This window comes from Aliiroseovarius sp. CAU 1755, assembly GCF_054482655.1.
On the sequence record NZ_JBTLRH010000002.1, the window covers coordinates 594,396 to 612,041 of the forward strand.

The following is a 17,646-nucleotide window of genomic DNA, read 5'->3' on the forward strand; positions in this document are numbered from 1 at the left end:
TTTTCAATGCTGTCCCAAAACCGTGAGTTGATAGCCGACGAGCTTTGCGAGGGAACAGGCGCTTCTATATCTGTGGCTGCGGTTCAAATTGCGAGAAGGCAAGGACTGGAAGCTTGGTTCCATGAACATGATCGCAAGCACGGGCCTGTCGTCGAAATAGCTCCGCATGGATTAAAATCGCATGTGGTCACTCTAAAGTTCGGCCAGTTTGCGGGAGGATTAGTTCGCCAAATTTCAGCGGCGCCCGAGGAAGACCTAGTTCTTGCAAGGGCATTGGTGCGCTCGATCGCTTCGAGCGCTGATGTCCAGATAGAAGGACAACACCTTGATGATTGGGAAGTTGTAGATGGTAGTTTCAAGATCATTGCTCAGCTGAGACACAAAGGATCTGCTGATGCAGAGCAATCGATTGTCACGACATGTCGCGAAGTCGTAGTGCCGCTTATGGCGGCAATGGCGGAGTTGATCGGTTATGATCTAATTTTTCCGGATGAGGCTGAATTGTCCGCTGAAATGGAAGGTGGAGTTTCACTTCTCACAGTTAAAAGGCGCGAGCGAAACCCGAGAAACCGACTGCTTTGCCTTAGGCTGCACGGCTATAGCTGCAAAGTTTGCGGACTGGAGCCTCACGGGGTCTATGGCGATGCCGGGCGGATTCTCCATGTTCACCATCTCCACCCTTTGGCTGTGCTCGATGAGGAGCGCAGCTATGACCCTGTGAAAGATCTTATTCCGCTTTGTCCGAATTGCCATGCGGCGGTTCACACCCAAAAACCTTGGCCTATTCCACCGGATGAGCTTCAGCGAACCATGGCTTCGATCCATGGTTGACCTTACCAAATCTCCGTTGAACTTCGAAGATGCTCGACAGGAGCTCGCCCGTCAGTTTCGCGTTCGCGAAAAGGTCCTTGAGCCGTGTGTGTTCATTGAAGAAATTGACAAAAGTTGGAAAGCAGTGCTGGGAGGCACAAGGAAGGTAGGCGGTGAAGAGCGGATTTTGCTCGCGCCAACAAATTTGCATTCTTGGGTTGTGGACAACGGAGTCTTGTTTCCTTTGCCCGTTGACGCGCCAAAGCAATTTTTGGATGTTCTTAAAGGATCTCCTCCGGACGATCTTCCTTATAAGCGTGTTGTCCAACTCGCAGAACAAGATGTCCTCGATACTCGATATAAAGAGGCAATTTTGGCATCTGGCGCTGAATCCGCCCTGAATTACCCAAATGAGCTCGAAATCGACGGCTTAAAGGCAGACTTGTATCCTTATCAATCACAAGGTGTTCAATGGTTATGGGATACGTTGAATGCGAGTGGAGGGGCAATTCTCGCTGACGAAATGGGGTTGGGGAAAACCCTTCAAGTTATCGCACTGCTCTTAATAGATCCTCCGCCACACGATAAGCCCGCACTAATTGTGTGCCCAACAAGCCTAATTACGAATTGGGTAAGAGAGCTTGAAAAGTTCGCACCGTCTCTCCTGGTGGACGTTCACCGCGGGCCAGATCGCACTGGTGTATACCACGGGCTTCAAATGGCTAACGTTGTAATTTCCACCTACGACACCATGGTCAATGACATAGCAATTTTTTCGGCGTTCGAATGGTCGTGGGTCATCTGTGACGAGGCCCAAGCACTAAAAAACCCAGATTCAGCAAGAAGAAAGAGCATTGCGCGAATTCCCCGAAGAAAGTCCCTTCCGATGACGGGAACGCCAGTCGAAAACTCGTTACTTGATCTTTGGTCGTTAGTAGATTTTGCGATACCTGGGTTGTTGGGAGAGCGAGGAGGCTTTGAGGCAAGATTTCCGGATAGCACGTCATCAGCCACTCGATTGAACGCAGTTGTCGATCCTATCGTTCTTAAGCGGCGAGTTGAGGAAGTTGCTGACGATCTACCCGAACGCATTGACATCAATGCTCCCATCGACATGTCAGAGAATTTGCGGTCCCATTATTTAAAGGTGCGCCAAGAAACACTGGACAAGTATCCAGTTGCCGGCGCGCTTGTCGCAACTTTGCAATTGCAGTTGGTGTGTTCACACCCTTGGCTCGTATGCAAAAACATGGACGCTGACGACGGTGAAGACGCCATCATAGCCGACTCTCCTGATCTTCCGTTAATGAATGAGAAGATGGACGTTATCATTTCGCTGCTCAGAGAGGCTTTTCTTTCCGGCAAGAAGGTTCTTGTATTTGCCATCTTCAATCGTCTCGGAGACTTGATCCGAGTGGCGGGTTCCGATTTACCCGCGGCATATTGGGGAGCCATAAATGGCAGCACTCCACAGGCAGAGCGACAAAACATTATTGATGACTTCTCTGATCACGATGGACCTGGGTGTCTCGTTCTAAACCCAAAAGCAGCTGGGGCTGGCTTGAATATTACTGCGGCGACGATTGTCATCCACACGTCACCAGTTTGGAATCCGGCGCTTGAAGCACAAGCAAGCGCTAGGGCGCATCGACGCGGACAAGATTTGCCTGTAACTATTTACCGTTTATTTTACGAGGGCACTGTGGAACGTGTGATGCTGGACAGGTCGCTCTGGAAAGCTGAAATGGGGAACGAAATTGCGCCTGTGTCTACTCGGGATAGTGCAGATTTGAAAAGAGCGCTTGAAATTGAACCGGACATGAAATGGCAAAAATAGTTTTCCGCAAAGTGTTGAGTGCGAATGATGTTGGAGAGACCGATACACATCAAGCAGGCATTCTTATTCCAAAGGGGAACAGTGAACTGCTGCAGTTCCTTGGAAGGCTAGACGCGAGTGAACGAAACCCCCGTATGGCTCTGGCTTTTTTAGATGAGTTTGAAGTTCGGCGGGAATTCAACTTTATTTATTACAACAACAAACTCCACGCGCCGAAGGGAACAAGGAACGAATATCGTCTCACAGCAATGACGGGATATTTGCGGAGTGCTGGGGCAAGGTCTGGCGACGAGCTTGAGCTTTCTAAGGAGGACGGCAGCGAACATTTCCATGTTCGGGTTGTCAAAAGAGAACGTGAGACGACGGCTGCTCCCAATCGTATCATACTCCAAGGATGGAGGCGCATCCATTGAGCTCCCAGGCTGAAGAAAGGGTGCCATTTAACAGAGTCGCCCACGGACAAATGACACAAATGGCGATTGAACATCTACAATTGTCGGATGCGGTTACCCATAACCTCCGTTTGGAAGGCATCGAAACAATTTCGGAGCTGCTAATATTCTTACTTGGAAAACGAGACCTGAGTTTAGAACAGACTGAATCTTCTGACGCTTTGGTAAGCTTTCTTGAGGTTTGTGACGGACCGAGAATTGATTGGTTTCGGTATTGGGAGCTCCTGCCGAGAGCGCTCAATCATCTTTTCATAGATTGTGCCGAGCTCTCTTCGCTCAACGAAGCCAACCCCATCTGCAATTTGGATCGCCAATACTTTGGCAACGCTGGTCCAATGTTGAGCAGAGTTGGCATCTCCACACTTGGCGCGCTTGTCGAGGCCATGCGTGAGGGCATTCGAACGCTGCCTACGGGAATGGGAGAAAAAAAGAAAGGCGAGCTGCTTGATCAGATGCTCAAACTGGTTGGCTCTATCCGGGCTGGTGAACCCATTTTAGATGACCTTGCGAGGCGTTTTCCTGTTGAACAAAACGGGCATGAGGGTAATGGCGATCTTTCACTTCAAACTTCTGCAGACTGGAAGAGCAGTTCCGTAGTTCCTCTCACTGAAACAACCCGTGCACTGGAAATCGGTGTCCTACACCTCGGAACGAAAGCAACAAAACTGAGAGAAAAGGGCTATCGCAGCGTAGGATCCCTCGCGGCAGCCTCTGATGCTGAGCTATTGAGGCTCCCTGCATTTGGGAGGTCAACTCTACGAAAGATCAGGGACTCCATAGCTGCATTGGGAGGAGCGCAACTGAGCAACGGTGAAATCGACTTGGAGGCATATTGTGCGGAAATGGACCTCTATTTGCTTCCCGGGAGCCCTATTTCTTCAGACACATGCTCTGCGATAGCTGCTCTTCCGGCGATGCTCACTGAGCTCTCAAGTTTGGCGTTCGATCATGAGGAGCAATTGATATTCGACTATAGAGTATCAATGCCCCCTCGAGAAAGAATGACGCTTGAAGCTCTCGGCGAACGCTTCCCAAATAAGGTAACTCGGGAGAGGGTAAGGCAGCGTGAGGCCAAGCTGCTGAGAGGTCTCGCTGGGGCACTAATTTTCGACGACTACGGGAAGTCGAATTTTCACTTTCGACAGGAAGTTACAGAGCCTTGGAAAGCCGCTGCAATATACTTTTCTGAGGTCGCAGACGACTTGAGCTTGAACGACTTTGTCGTTGGCTTGGAGAATGCGTGGGGTGTTTCAAGAACGGAATTCATAGACCAACTGCCGTTGCTTTCAGCGATCATTACCGGTGAGCTCACTACAGGGGGAGAATATGGGGAAACTATCCTATTTGACACATCCCCACTAAAACGGGGAAAAGGCGATGCTTGGCATCTCCCATTGCGGTCGCTTCAATTATGGAAGGCCGCAGCCCAGCTGGAGGATCTTGGCCTATTCACCATTGAGGATCTTGTAACCGCCCTTGAAACTGGGGCTATTTCAGCCTCAACCTCCAGTGCCACGAAGGTTGGTTTCGAGCAGGTTGAAGCTCTTTGTAGGCTTGTTTCTGACGAAGGGCACATCGACTGGCCAGGTTATGCCGATCACTTTGACTTTGAATTAGTTCCAAGCTCTGCTGCGATCTCTCCTCTTGAATTCCTTGCTTGCCTAAACGAGACAATCGCTCAGATACTCGAGCATCGCGGAATATCGGCCCATGCAGTTCGCATCTGGCAAAGGCGTTGCATAGTCGATGTTAAACAACGTCCTTCGGCAGAAGCTTTGGCCAAAGAACTGAATACCTATGGATCGGGCCTGAAGAGAATTGAAACAACGCTGTTGGTGTTTATTAATGACGTTTTAGTTGAGGGCCATTTGGCGATTGCAAAGTGTCAAGTCCGACCAGAAGTCGTTCAGTTCTGGAAGCAGATCGACGTAGCTTTTACTGACGTTGGCGAAGATATCGGTTCACTTAGAGATAGGCTAACTGAAATCTGGGAGCTGCCAAAAGGCCAAATAGACAAACACTTGCCGGCGATTGTCGCGGTTTTAACGGGTTATCCGTATGGTCGACTGGGGAGACATACTCGGCTTAAGTCATCTCAACATGTGCGGTCGCGACCTGTTGCGCCAGCTATTTCCGAACTTTCTCCAAGGCTTCCCCAGAGAATTTCTCTCAGAGGATTTCGGCGACACCATTGATCGCTTCTCTTTTTCGAACACGTCCTGCATACCCACAGAAAACAAATTCAAACCAGTTTATTTCGTAATCGTTGATACAACCCACTTCCCCCTCACAATTAGTGAAGGAGGAAGAAATGAAACGTCCCAAATATTACTCAGTCAAAGAAATTGCCGAGATTTTCACACGGAGTCCCAGGACCATCCGCGACTGGATTCAAACCGGCTGTCCAACACCAAATGGTTTGGTGAAGCTCCAAGCCGCGAAGCTGGGAAAGACATGGCAGGTCAAAGACGAATGGTTGGTGCTTTTCGAGCATCGAGTCCGACCAGATGATGGACGGCCGGATCTCGATCTCGATTGAGCAGCCAACCTGAACCCAAAAAAGGAGCCTATGCCATGACACTGCAAGAGCAGCTGAGAAGTTACTTGGATGAAAATGAAACCTCGATGCGAGCGCTGTCGCTAAACGCCGGGCTTAGTGCCAAATCGGTGTCTGACATCATGCACCTGCAAGGGATCAAACCCAAACGATCGACCCTGTTGGCTCTGGAGGTGACGACAGGCTTGGATCTTACATCGTTACCCGAGGCCAAGACCCAAACCTATGCGGACCTGATTTCGAAATTACAGGCCACTCCGAGAGAGGAACCTTCCCATACGACGGCAGCACGGATGGCCCGGCGCTTACTTTGGCTCATGCGTCATGCGGGATGGGTTGCCGAGACGCACAAAGTCTGCCGACGTGAAATCGTCACCTTCTTTGAGAGGATCAAGCCCTCAACGGTTGGGCTTAGCAAAAACAGCTTTTCAACCTATAAAAGTGAAATATTGTCGTGCGTCGACAATCACGCCCGCCGCGACCGCAAGCGCAGTATCTCTGATATCGTCGGTCCATGGCGCGACTTACACCAGAAAATTCGAAAAAGTGATTTGCCACTGTATCAGAAGAACGGCTGTGGATCATTTTTCGTGTTCTTGCATGATCGTGAAATTCCGCCTTCCGACATCACCAAGGATGTCTTGCAGCAATATTATGAGCACCGCCTCGAGCATTCAGTCAAAGATGAAGCGAAGTGCCGACGCCACGTCAAAGAAACGGCAACTCTGGTCACGACGCTCGCAAAGCACTCTGACTATTCTGGCTGTGGCTTTGTTGCTTTAGAACATCCGTTCGAAGATGGGCGGGATCGCTTCAATGTGCCAAATGATGCCATCGAAGGCCTAATGCGCGAGTTTGACACCGCAGTCGCCCCTTGGGCATTGGGAAGGGTTTCCAATCGTGGTGAACCGATCGAGGTTTTTCTTGAACACCTCGATTCACAAAACCAGACCTTGACCGGCAAAAAGGCATTACTTCGAAAAGGCCGGGATCAACGGGTGAAAACCAAAAATTCTCGAAATGATGAACTTCTAAGGATGGGTTTTCTGCCGTCTGGCAAGCGGTGGGTCGAAGCCACGCTCGGCACCCGGCGGGGGTATGTTGTGGCCGCGGCCAAGGCTCTGCGAGCAGACAGTGGATACCTAATCGAAACCGTTGAAGAATTGTGTGATCCTGATGTCGTCGCGAACATCGCTGTGTCGCTACACGAGGCGAATGAACATAAATCGTTTCCAAGCGGCTACGTCGCATCTGTTCTAAAAGCTATCCGCAAGATCGCGGTCGGATATTGTCAGTGTGAAGCAGAGCAGGCGCAGGAAATCTCTGATCTAATCAGCGCATATGAGACCGGTCACAAAGGGATTTCCCGCCGAAACCGGTCAAAACTGCAGGCTTTTACGCCGGAACGAATCCAACAATTCGTCTGTGTATCTGATCGTCTGATCGCCGATGTGCAAAGCCAAGCAGAAAGCCTCAAACGGCAGCAACGCAAAAAAACAGGCCGCATACCACGAAATGTGGAGGTGTATGATGCCGAGATGATCCGTGATGTCATGGCTGCGCTTGCTCATGAAATACTGCTGGTGCGCGCGCCACGTAGTGAAAACTTGACTGGCATCCGTCTTGACTGGATCCAATGGGTAGGGTCCGAGGCGCGTATTATTGTTCCGGCAGAAAAGGTGAAAATGCGGGCTGCCAGCGATGCAGACTTCGTGATCCCGTTAAGCTGCGAAACTAGCAAACTGTTGTCTCAGTTTATCGAGCATCTCCGCCCTCGGGTGTTAATTGAGGGGGATAATGAAAATCCATATCTTTTCCCAGGTCAGGGTGGCCGAAATCCGCAACCTGGAATGCCCTATGCCGGGCTCCTCAAGCGGCTATGTCGCAGGGTGACCCAGCTCACCGGCGTTTCAATCAACCCCCACCTTTACAGGCATCTGCTCGGCTGGATTTGGTTGAAGAAGGATCCGGGAAAACTGGACGCGGTGCGAACACTGCTTGGCCACAAACACCTTCAAACCACAATCGATTACTATGCCGAGATCGATGAAAACCTCGCACTCGACAAATGGCAGGAGCACTTCGATGCAATCAAACGATCCTCAAAATGGGCTGCTACAGCAGCTTGACTACCACCTACGTATCGAACGACCAGACACCAACCGCGGCGCAATTCTATCGGCTGTAGCAGAGTTCCTGAAAGGGCGTGGTGGAGCCGAGACCTGCCCGGACGAAGCTGAAGTCGAAAGCCATCTGAATTCTTTAATGGCTGCGCAGGGAGCGACATCTGCTTGCGCTGAATTTTCTTGGTTGCAGCTCGCGGCACCGATGGTTTGGGGAAGGCAGGAGACGGCCTTCTTTGGCCGCGTTCTGCGTCGTGCACGTGTCGCAAAAAAGAAAGGAAGAAAGACAGAGTGGGAGCATGCCCAGACGGCGATTGCGACCCTCCCAAGTGAGTGGCAAAGCCAAATGTCATCGATGCTTGAGCGGTCTCGCGTTGGACGTCACAAGCGGCCGGGAATAAAAATTTGGAGCGCAAGTCATATTCGAAGCGTGTCGTTCGCTTTAACCCGCTGGCACACATTCTGCACCATGTCAGGGAACGACCCGCTTCCTTCTGGTATCGGGTTCCAGCGCTTCGCGACAACCCTCGCTATGGAAAACGTCGTCCCGCGTTCGATCCAATCTTACCTTGAACGGGTGTTGTCTGGTTTCGCAAACGTTCTAAAGCCCGGTTTCAGTTCTTCGGGCTGTGATTTTGTGGTCGAAGAGTATCGTGGCTACGCTGAAAAGATGGGAGCGGTGACAAAAGGCAGCTGTGTTTCCGCCAGCACGCTTTACCATCTTGGTTTCGATCTGATGGATGAAGCCCGGAGATCCCGAGTTCTGAACTTGTCTGCGGCAGCTCTGTTTAGGGATGGCATCATGTTGTCGCTTGGCATCGCTTTGCCGCAACGAGCGCGAGCGCTCGCGGCCTTTGAGAATGAGCGAACGATTGGATTGGATTCACGCCCATACATATGGATCAACCTGCCCGGATCTGTCTTGAAACTTCCACAAGAAAAAAAGCTAACTGAGTGCTTTTCTCGGAGGTTTAGAAACCCCAATCTTTGGGATGCCCTTTCAGAATACTTGACCGTCTACCGGCCTATGTATGATGACGGTGCGGCTTTGTTTCCGTCCAAGGAAGCGCTTGGGGCAAGTATTTCCGAGGCACAGATTGGTCGCCACACTGGCAACATCACTCAAAGGCGACTGGGTGTCAGGATGCCGATACATCGGTTCCGCGATAGCGCGGCAACAGAAGCCGCCGAGGAATTGGAGCATGGCGGGCACGTGGCCTCGTCCATTCTCGGCCATCGTGAGGAACGAACGACGACCCGACACTACAACCACGCCAAAGGCGTTCGCAATGCCTTGGAATTTCGCGAGTTGATCGCATCTATGAGAAGCAGCCAGAAGTCGCTCAACTTGTGAACGCTACAACGCCCACCGCCGCAAGTCGCTGCAAATGCTGCATTTTCCACAGGTGGTTAAGAATGGTAGAACATCACCCGCACGGGATGCTTGTAGACCTTTCTCAACTATTTCCGATCACCGCCGTAACCGCCGCGGCTCGCTTCCCCAGTTGCGTCTTAGGCTTAACTGTTCGGCACAAGGGCCCGCAGCTTTGTTTCGAAACTTCGACAGTCACTTGAATCAAGTTTATTGCAGGCTTCGAATTGCGCTGATCAAAGAAAGTCTCTGAATTCCGTCATCTGGCCTAATGTCGGATTCGCCACCGTGCACTACCATTCGATGAGTTGCCCCAATTGCGTCACAGCCAACTGCAAATCCACTCTTGGCACGTGCCGTTTCATTCCGCTTGATCTCGATGGCACAGGTCGCACCACTGGAATAATTTAGAACAAGATCAATCTCGTTTTGGTTTTTATCACGATAAAATGCAGGCGTTACATGACCGGACGCCGCATTGATAATAGTTTCGATAGCAAAGCTCTCCCAGCTGTGACCTGCCGCATTGCTGTCGAGAAGTTTGTCGATTGAATCGATGCCAAGCATGGCATGCAGTAAACCGCAATCTCTAACATAGTAAACTGGCATGGAGTTGAGGCTTTGATTGCTTCCTGCGGGCCAATTTGGCAAGCGTCGTAGAACTCCCATCCTTTCAAGGAGGTCTAGCGACTTTCTTATGCTCTCTTTTTTGACCGATAGTGTTCTTGCACAATTGGCATAATCAAATTGGTTTCCGTTGTTGTTGGCAACAAACTGAAATACATCCGGAAGGCGGTCGCTTGCATCGATATCCCAACAGCTGAAATCTTGCTTGAGTAAATCACCAAGGTAGGTCGTTCTCCAAGCGAAGCTGTGATCGTCGCTATTTGCGAGTAGGCTATCGGGAAGACCGCCTCGTAACCATAGAACCTCCTTTTGCCATACCGGCAAGTTGGTGGGTCGAGCTTGCGGCTTGGCCTCGCGAGTAGGACTTTGAGTTGTCACCAGTGGCTTACTATCATTCAAATGCTCCAAAATTTGCACTGGCGGTAGTTCAACGTCCGTGATTATTCCTGTGAGTGCGCCACTCAGTTTTTGTTCAGTTTTTGCGCCTCGCCCGACAAAAACGAACCTTGGCGAGGATTGTTTGTATTCAAGGCATGAGCGGACAACGGCATCGATCTTTTCCACTTGATCAGCTTGTATTGCATCGACAAACACTGTCCTCTCACCAAAGGAAGCTTGGATTTCTTGAGGCTCTGAGTGAGAGAAATCCTCACCTGTTACCATAGCTGAGCCATTGTCCATTTCATGAACCAGTGCTCCCAACAGGGATGTTCGCCCAGCTCTGGGGAGAGCCCTAAGGAGCACAACCCTGCTATGAAGCAGCTTGTCCACGACCGTTTTTTGCGTAGCACGAACAATCACAGTGGTTACGGCCTGACCATATCCAAGACGACAATTTCGATACGGCCTTGCTTGGCAACCTCACTGTGTTCAACGAGTTCCAATCGGAGTTCTTCGGCAGTTGTCGGACGTTTGCTGCCTTTTCCCCGTGATTTGAGCTTTTTGTTTTTGGGCACATTGGGGCCGAACCAAAACACAAGGTAGATACCTTTGCGTTCGGCACGCCAATCGTTGCTATAGAGCCTATCGAGTTGTGTGTCCGCCGCGTGCCAAAGGTCCTTGTGCCACTGTCCCTTGATCTCGATCGGCAGCATTAGCTGGTCAATTGTGCATTTAATATCTGCGCGCTTGTCATCAGCAAGATGGCCTTCTGGCTCGCACAGAATTCCATATGGGTAGTCGCCGAACATTTTAAGTAGTGTATCTCGGCAAGCTTCCTCATTTTTAGGAACGGCATTTTCAAAGAAGTCCAGATGCCAGTCAACTGGATGAGAACGAATTTTTTGTTGGGCAACCGTTAGCTCTTCAAGCATGACTGCCTGTAGTTGATCAGCTGAATGCGGCGAGCCATCTGATAGCACAGACACAAGCTCAGCGATCGTTGGGGGCGTATAGTTGTCTTCGACCACCTTCTGCGCTTGTTCGGCAAAAGTCCTCTTCAAATGGTCCGTATAGCCATCACGTGGTGCATCACGTAACGCCAATAGCTCTTTCACAGCGTCGGGAGAAGTTAGGCTGCCAAGGCGGTTGATTAGCGTTCCCAAGTATTCTGCGGCGTCCCAAGGGTTAGCGTCGCCGGACGTCATTCCTCGCGGGTGGGGTTCGTTTTGCCACAGTGGCCGGAATTTCTTGATAATCCATGATAGCTGTGCAGGAGAAAGCGGAGCAGGCGACCCCTCATCGTGGCGTCGGCTGAGACGCGATCGCAAATTCCACAAAAATTTCGGATCTTTGCCACGTGCCTTAGAGAGCTGATTATGCACATTCTCAAAATCGACAAGAAACGCTACCGCATCCCAATCGGAACGACGCTCTTCATCGAGGATTTTACTCTTTCTTCGATCTTCCACATATTTCTTTAGAAACTCGAATTCACCTGCTGCAATGAGGCAGTCTATTAGCTCGACTTCTGCGCGATGCGTTTGTTTTGGGAAACGTTCAAGCCATTCACTTGCCAGAGCAGTGGCCATCTCAGAGTCATCCGCGCCGCGAGCAATCTCGTATAGGCCGTCAACGTGTTCGTTTTGGGCTGCCAGTTGAGGTTCAATTCGCAATCGCCAAAACGCTTCCCAAAGACCTGGCCTGCTCTTGACTGCTTTCTCCACCACTTCGGATACTTGATCGATACTGGCGTGATCCAGGATTTGGGTTAGTCGAATCTCAAGATGCACGGCAAGCAGCCGCTCGTCTGAAAGATCATCAAGAGGTTTTCCATTCCGAATTCTCTCGGCCACCGCTGCGACGAAAATATATGCAGCATTCCAACGTTTACTTTCCGCGTAGGAATCTGCGATTTCTTTCGCTGTTGGCTTCGAACCCTCGTCCGTAAGGAAAGCTTCGAAGCCTTGAAATGCCGCTTCTTGAAGCTCCGGGCCCAACCATTGTTCAATCCTTTGATGGGCAGGCACATCATTGCCCATGTCAGAGAACAAGTTCAGGTAAGCTTGGGCTGGATTTACGACCTCACTGTATTTTCCATTGCGGAGATCATCTATATGCTCGAGAAAGTTGGCCCTGTGTGCAGCCCACCTTTCCTCCTTTTCCTTCTTCCGCTTTCGGTCACGTTTTTCCTGCTTAATTTGCCACTCAGGGATTTGAGGATTAGCGAGCCGATCGAGGAATTCACGACCATCCTTGTCGGTTGCGAAGGGGGCGGCGGCATCGCGGACACATTCTCCACGCAATTTGTCGTGAGGACAAAGGCGGACAAGATCCTTCCAACGATCCCCAGGAGCTTCCAATGAGGGATCAAGACTACCCAGCAGCTCAATTACATCATCTTCATCGGGATAGAGTCCGTTGAGCATGTCGTTTAGACGCCAACCTCGCATCCAGACTGTTTTGGTGCCGGGCTCTTCCAGCAATGCCAAACGCTGAATTTCTCGCCTCTCTGCTGTGTTAGCATTCAGCCAATTTGAAATTGTTTTCTGAGAGTCGTCGCGAAAGCCACGCCGGTCTCCAAGGGATGACAACCAACGCCACAATCGTAGAGGGTCAACGCCCCCGATAGCTAAGTGCCTTTCGGTGAGAGTATAGACGACATTGATAGCGTCTGAGTCCTCATGGCGATCGTTGTGATCAGAAAACAGTGCATTCAAATAGTCGGCCAAGATGTCGAGGACTGGTGCAATACGACCCTCAGGCAGCCGTTTCTCCAGACCCCAGAGGACTCCACCGAGCCGCGTTTTTTCCCTTTGAGGATACGCACAAATGCTTAGTCCACAGAATGCGACAATCAACTCTACAATCTGCGCGTCTGTTGGCCCGACAAAACCCACGCCGGGTAGGAGTTCTATTGCAAGTCGTAGCGAACTCTCATCGGCCAGGTCATGCAGCTTTGAGAAAATCCGAGCCCACTCATCACTTTCTCGCGGCAACTCGGTGAGTGCATTTCCTGCAACCCTCCGTTCATAGTATGAGACGTCAGGATCGAGAACCATCTCTTCAAGCGTTTCTGAAAGCATAGTTGCGACCTGTGATCCGGAGACCGAGTGCAACAACATCGCCCTAAGTGGAAAGGGAGTGGACCGTGAAACGATTAAGTTTTTGATTTCCGGGCACAACGAAGGTTTTGCGATGCCTCGCATAGAGTGCGTTTTCTCGAAGTCAAAATAACGTGGGTCTCGGTCGCCAAGTTCGAACAGAGAATTCAGTAGCGCACGCGCCTGCTCGTCTGACAGCTCTCCGGTCTCGCCATATTCCACGACACCCATTGGGTCGGCGGCAATTACATCCAGTGCGAGGCGAGGATCGCGAGCAAGCCAAGCATGAATGCCTCGAAGGCTTGCCGGAACAAGGCCACGGCTGTGGAAGAGTTTGAGAAGCCGGCGTCGTTTTCTATCCGTGTTCGCTCTTTCAGCCAACCAGCGAGCAGCAAGGAATTCACCGACACTACGATGTGTGTAGCTAAACCGATCGGGGTTCCCTTCAACACTGCTCGACAACAAGCGGCTTGCAAGAACCGCATGCAAGTCTTTCTGTGGCATGAAAACGTTGATTTCGGCTAAGGGAAGGTCATCTTCGTCAACCTCCAAAGCAGGCAATCGGGAGATGGCGGTCTTTCCTGCCAGAATTAGTGAGGCAAATGCGCCCCCTGCAGCATTCAATGCTTGGCTCTCATTTAGCTGGGAGAGAGATGAACTTGTCTTCTTTTGGCTATGCTCAGCCCACAACCTCTGCGCTGATAGTTCAAAAAGTGCGGCTCGCGATGTGGGTAGATCTTCGTTGCCGGCAACAGCTTTGATTAGTTTTAGCGTTTGAGGGTTTCCAAACAGTTCTTCGAGCCCATTCTTCTTAAAATGGGTGATTACACGATTTGCTCGGGACTCTCCTATGTCCCTTGACAGAAGGAAGCGGGCTTCGTTGCTGCCAATCGGCTCCAAAATGAGTTCCAATGGCTCACAGCCGTAGGAATCAGCCAGAGCTTGAATGCTTGTTGCGCTCCTCCAATCAGCAACTCTGCACGCAAGAATGAAGTTTGGCGATCCGGCTCTCTCCAACGATGCAAGAACCGCATCTACTGCATCACCCTCAACTTGAACCGTCAACTCGTCCAGCGCGTCTATGACCAACGTGGTCGCGCCTTCGAGAAGTGTTGCTGGATCTTGCGATCGCACAAGTCGTCTCGCGTGTAGAAATTTGTAGTTCTCCTGGCAGCCAATTTCTTCAAGAAGTGTCGTTTTTCCCATGCCGGCGTCACCCAACACAACAACGGGTTCCGCCTGATCCAATAGATCAGATTGGGAAAACTCGATTACCTTGCCATCATTGTCGAGACCACGGAGGCGTCGCTTAATGTTGTTCTCTATCAATGTCATCCGTGGCCATACTGAAAGGAATTCTCGTAAGTGAAAACCAATTTAAGTGTTCTACTCGGGCGTGCAAGCTTAACCATCTTGCCGGTTGAGTAAATTAATTCCCAGAATCCCTTTGGATTCCACGATAGTGGCCAATGTCGTTTGTGGAAGTGACATAGCGAGTATTATGAAGCCGCCGAGCGTAGCGACTTGGCAGTGCGCGAACCTGGCACTTTTCTTGAAGCCTCCCAGCATTTGGGTGGCAAAGCACTGGAGGTTGGCCATGGAGATCGCGCATTCGGTCGCCACACAGGAGAAGATCTCATTTTCGAACGGGATTTGGAGCAAATGCGGCAGGCGGCAGGCGGCAGAATGCTACACATCAATTTTTCATGAACACCAGGTGTTGCGGGACCGGTTCTGTGCGTTCCTCTTTGTGAGAACGCGCAGAAACCGCTTCAGCGCACCCCGAACAAGGAAGAAAAGATGAAATGATAACCAAACAAAGCAACCCGACCCGCAGCTTGATCACAAACGCCATACAAGGAGTATCCCATGGCTTATCAAGACTGCATCCACCAAACCCGCGAAGAGGAAGCGCTATTTGCCATCAGGGCAGCGCGTAGCTTTGCGGCGCTTTGGAAAAACACCGCCACTTCTATCGGCATCGACACACCGTCTGACATAGCAGAAACGCTCGTGCGGCTTTCTCAGGCAGACCTTTTCCACTTCAAAGACGAAACAGTTTTCAACGAGATCGATCAGATACTCGTGAACCGTCTAAACAAGATCGGAACCTTTGCCGATGGCAAAGGCTATGGCGATTTCGCAATAGCGAATGACACCAGTTCTGATTTTCTCTTCTCCGACAGGTTTAAGAAAGCGCGACAGCTAATCGAAGCATGGAAAGCGTTCAAACACGCCCGCCAACACGTCATCGATCGCCGGCACGCTGCTCGCATCGCGTCTGTATAAACAGTAGCTAAGGGCTCGGCGGGACAACGCACGCCGGGCCTACACTCTCTTCAAGCAGAATTACGCGAGCGCTTGCAAATGCTCGAATGCCGCCCGCTTTAACGCGTTTTTCGGCAGTTTCAGCGGGCGCAAATCGGTCACCTCCCGAAGCTTTGCAGCCAAAGACTTAAGAGCGTCACCGGAAAGCTTTCCGATTTTGGAGCTATCAAACAGGGGCTCCGCCAAACGTGGGTCACGCACTGTAACGGCATCGGCCTCGCTGTCGTCTCCAAGCGTAATCTCGACGTCGAGCGTGGAGGCTTGCGCGAGATCGCACGACAGGATGACAGGAAACCCGTATTGCCGTTTCCGACCGATTTTCAGCTTGAAATCCGCTTTGTCGACAGCTTCTTTCAGATCACCGATGTGATGCGCAGTATAATGGACGTTGATGATCGAACCGTGACGGTGACCAGCGATCGCCTGCCGTTCGCCGTCATCAACCTTTTCTCGATTGAGCATGCTCGAGAATGTTTTCCGGAGCGCATAGAAATCCTCATCGAAGTCGCCAATCCCAATGTGATCGAAGATCCGCCGAAGGTGCTTGCCATATGCGCTGCTCACATCACCGGATTGGGAGCGACCGGCGGCCTCTGGGAACAAAAGAACCCCGTGTTCATCCTTTAACGACTGGAACCAATCGACAAACCCAAGATCAATCAACATTTGGGGGATCGGAACGAGACGCTTTGAGTCTTCTGTTTTGCCAATGTTATCTGCTCCTGATGCGATTGCGAGCAGATAGTGTCCGTCTCGAAACCGGACATCGCTTCGTTTGAGCAAAAGGATTTCTTCGATGCGAGATCCGATTGTCAGAACAATGAGCGGAACCCAATAGTCGGCATCGCGAATAATCAATTTACCCCGCTGCCAGCGGCGATGTTTCGATGCGCAGCCGCTGTAGATTGGAGAGGTCAGCAACATCGAGATCCTTTCCTTCGTCCAGGGCATGCGGATCTTCGGTTTGGTCACACGGACATAGAGTTTGTCATCTGGAGCAAGGGATTTGATGTGAAGCTCCATTTCACGATATGAGATAACATCATGAGTATTGGCACCCAGCTCCTTTGCTGATTTGACCATGCGATTCATCGCATCGCGATATTTCTTGAGCGTGCTGATTGTCACACGCGGAACAAGACGATCAGCCAACTTCGCTCGCTTCTCGGCATCCGAAACGCCTTCGATCGATCGCATTTCTTCCATTACGAGGAGGTCCTTGGCGTCTGCCTTCGAAATTTCTTCTGCCTTGGTTACGGTCTTACCGGCTTGCCCATATCGGTTCCTGCCGTGCTTCCGGCCTTGGGTTCTGGGTAACCGTGAAGCCCACCCGAGAAACTCTTTCTGTTTTTCTTTCGTCAGTGTCGCGATGGGAACGTCGCCAAGGAATTCCTCAAGAAGCCGGTGGACCCCTGCCGTGATCCGTTTCATGTCTTTGGAAGGGTAAAGCTCATCAGTTTTGGCTTTTGCCTGCGCCAACAGGACCGGAACCTGAACGAAAGCGTCAAAATCCTTAACAGCGTGGTCTGTCAAAAGGTCTCGACTGGCTGTGCGCACATCATCGCCTTCATCCATCGCAATTTTCACATCGTTGAGGCGACGTTCTAGCGTATTTGCGCGTTGACCAAGATCATTCGGGAGTGGCTCGGGGAGTTCTACAGAAATCAACGCACTGGCCTTCTGTAGAAGGGTTTGCACGTCACCCCACTGCTTGTTGCGGGCGGCTCGACGTAAGCGCCGGTTTTCCGCTTCGAGGGCCGCAACCCGTTGGTCAATGTCTGCATCAGATAGCGGAGCCGCTTGGCTTTCTTCATCGACCATCTTGCTCAACGCGCTACGCATTGCCTCCATCAACACCGCTTTGGTCGTTTCAGGGCTCAGGATCTTTTTGGTCAATGCGTCCACGAATTCTATCTCCATTTTCTCGTAGACCGAGAGCAGCCTCGCGGCACGCTTCACGGCGTCGAGGGGGAGATGGGTTCGCAGGGAAAGACAGATAAATTGATTTGGAGCGGAATTTGATGGTCCTGTTGGCAGGCGCTTGCGGAAATAGAACAT

At 51.1% G+C, this 17,646-nt stretch carries 11 protein-coding genes; 8 read left to right on the forward strand and 3 right to left on the reverse strand.

The features are described from left to right. The first annotated feature begins 6 nt into the window (after positions 1–6). The 7 genes from ACXYMP_RS10005 to ACXYMP_RS10035 all read left to right on the forward strand — a co-directional run bounded on the left by ACXYMP_RS10005 (position 7) and on the right by ACXYMP_RS10035 (position 9,133). Entirely contained in the window at positions 7–831 is an 825-nt protein-coding gene (locus tag ACXYMP_RS10005) for an HNH endonuclease (protein ID WP_458906027.1), read from the forward strand. Next, entirely contained in the window at positions 824–2,647 is a 1,824-nt protein-coding gene (locus ACXYMP_RS10010) for a DEAD/DEAH box helicase (RefSeq protein ID WP_458906029.1), read from the forward strand. The genes ACXYMP_RS10005 and ACXYMP_RS10010 overlap by 8 nt, the downstream gene beginning before the upstream one ends. Next, complete coding sequence (locus ACXYMP_RS10015; RefSeq protein WP_458906031.1) at positions 2,635–3,060, forward strand: EcoRII N-terminal effector-binding domain-containing protein; 426 nt, start codon at positions 2,635–2,637, stop codon at positions 3,058–3,060. The genes ACXYMP_RS10010 and ACXYMP_RS10015 overlap by 13 nt, the downstream gene beginning before the upstream one ends. Positions 3,061–3,119: 59 nt before the next feature. After that, positions 3,120–5,294 carry a helix-hairpin-helix domain-containing protein gene (locus tag ACXYMP_RS10020; protein WP_458906033.1) on the forward strand — a complete coding sequence of 725 codons (2,175 nt, stop codon included), beginning with the start codon at positions 3,120–3,122 and terminating at the stop codon, positions 5,292–5,294. 116 nt (positions 5,295–5,410) lie between these two features. Continuing rightward, positions 5,411–5,638, forward strand: a complete 228-nt coding sequence (locus ACXYMP_RS10025) for a helix-turn-helix domain-containing protein (protein WP_458906035.1) — start codon at positions 5,411–5,413, stop codon at positions 5,636–5,638. Positions 5,639–5,673: 35 nt separating this feature from the next. Next, on the forward strand, positions 5,674–7,785 hold the full coding sequence (locus ACXYMP_RS10030) for a site-specific integrase (RefSeq protein ID WP_458906037.1): 2,112 nt from the start codon (positions 5,674–5,676) through the stop codon (positions 7,783–7,785). Next, positions 7,742–9,133, forward strand: a complete 1,392-nt coding sequence (locus ACXYMP_RS10035) for a hypothetical protein (RefSeq protein ID WP_458906039.1) — start codon at positions 7,742–7,744, stop codon at positions 9,131–9,133. The genes ACXYMP_RS10030 and ACXYMP_RS10035 overlap by 44 nt, the downstream gene beginning before the upstream one ends. A gap of 228 nt (positions 9,134–9,361) precedes the next feature. On the opposite strand, the gene ACXYMP_RS10040 is transcribed toward ACXYMP_RS10035, so the two are convergent. Then, positions 9,362–10,549, reverse strand: a complete 1,188-nt coding sequence (locus ACXYMP_RS10040) for an ATP-binding protein (protein ID WP_458906041.1) — start codon at positions 10,547–10,549, stop codon at positions 9,362–9,364. A gap of 35 nt (positions 10,550–10,584) precedes the next feature. Then, complete coding sequence (locus ACXYMP_RS10045) at positions 10,585–14,595, reverse strand: NACHT domain-containing protein (protein ID WP_458906043.1); 4,011 nt, start codon at positions 14,593–14,595, stop codon at positions 10,585–10,587. Positions 14,596–15,129: 534 nt separating this feature from the next. Here ACXYMP_RS10045 and ACXYMP_RS10050 point away from each other — a divergent pair. After that, positions 15,130–15,549, forward strand: a complete 420-nt coding sequence (locus ACXYMP_RS10050; protein ID WP_458906045.1) for a hypothetical protein — start codon at positions 15,130–15,132, stop codon at positions 15,547–15,549. Between the two features lie 60 nt (positions 15,550–15,609). Here the strand turns inward: ACXYMP_RS10050 and ACXYMP_RS10055 are convergent, their stop codons facing one another. Then, complete coding sequence (locus ACXYMP_RS10055; RefSeq protein WP_458906047.1) at positions 15,610–17,646, reverse strand: site-specific integrase; 2,037 nt, start codon at positions 17,644–17,646, stop codon at positions 15,610–15,612.

Excerpts from the sequence above, each read along its gene's own strand:
- ACXYMP_RS10005 (WP_458906027.1), top strand. The coding sequence starts at position 7 with ATGCTGTCCCAAAACCGTGAGTTGATAGCCGACGAGCTTTGCGAGGGA.
- ACXYMP_RS10010 (WP_458906029.1), top strand. The coding sequence starts at position 824 with ATGGTTGACCTTACCAAATCTCCGTTGAACTTCGAAGATGCTCGACAG.
- ACXYMP_RS10015 (WP_458906031.1), top strand. The coding sequence starts at position 2,635 with ATGGCAAAAATAGTTTTCCGCAAAGTGTTGAGTGCGAATGATGTTGGA.
- ACXYMP_RS10020 (WP_458906033.1), top strand. The coding sequence starts at position 3,120 with ATGGCGATTGAACATCTACAATTGTCGGATGCGGTTACCCATAACCTC.
- ACXYMP_RS10025 (WP_458906035.1), top strand. The coding sequence starts at position 5,411 with ATGAAACGTCCCAAATATTACTCAGTCAAAGAAATTGCCGAGATTTTC.
- ACXYMP_RS10030 (WP_458906037.1), top strand. The coding sequence starts at position 5,674 with ATGACACTGCAAGAGCAGCTGAGAAGTTACTTGGATGAAAATGAAACC.
- ACXYMP_RS10035 (WP_458906039.1), top strand. The coding sequence starts at position 7,742 with ATGCAATCAAACGATCCTCAAAATGGGCTGCTACAGCAGCTTGACTAC.
- ACXYMP_RS10045 (WP_458906043.1), bottom strand. The coding sequence starts at position 14,595 with ATGACATTGATAGAGAACAACATTAAGCGACGCCTCCGTGGTCTCGAC.
- ACXYMP_RS10050 (WP_458906045.1), top strand. The coding sequence starts at position 15,130 with ATGGCTTATCAAGACTGCATCCACCAAACCCGCGAAGAGGAAGCGCTA.
- ACXYMP_RS10055 (WP_458906047.1), bottom strand. The coding sequence starts at position 17,646 with ATGTTCTATTTCCGCAAGCGCCTGCCAACAGGACCATCAAATTCCGCT.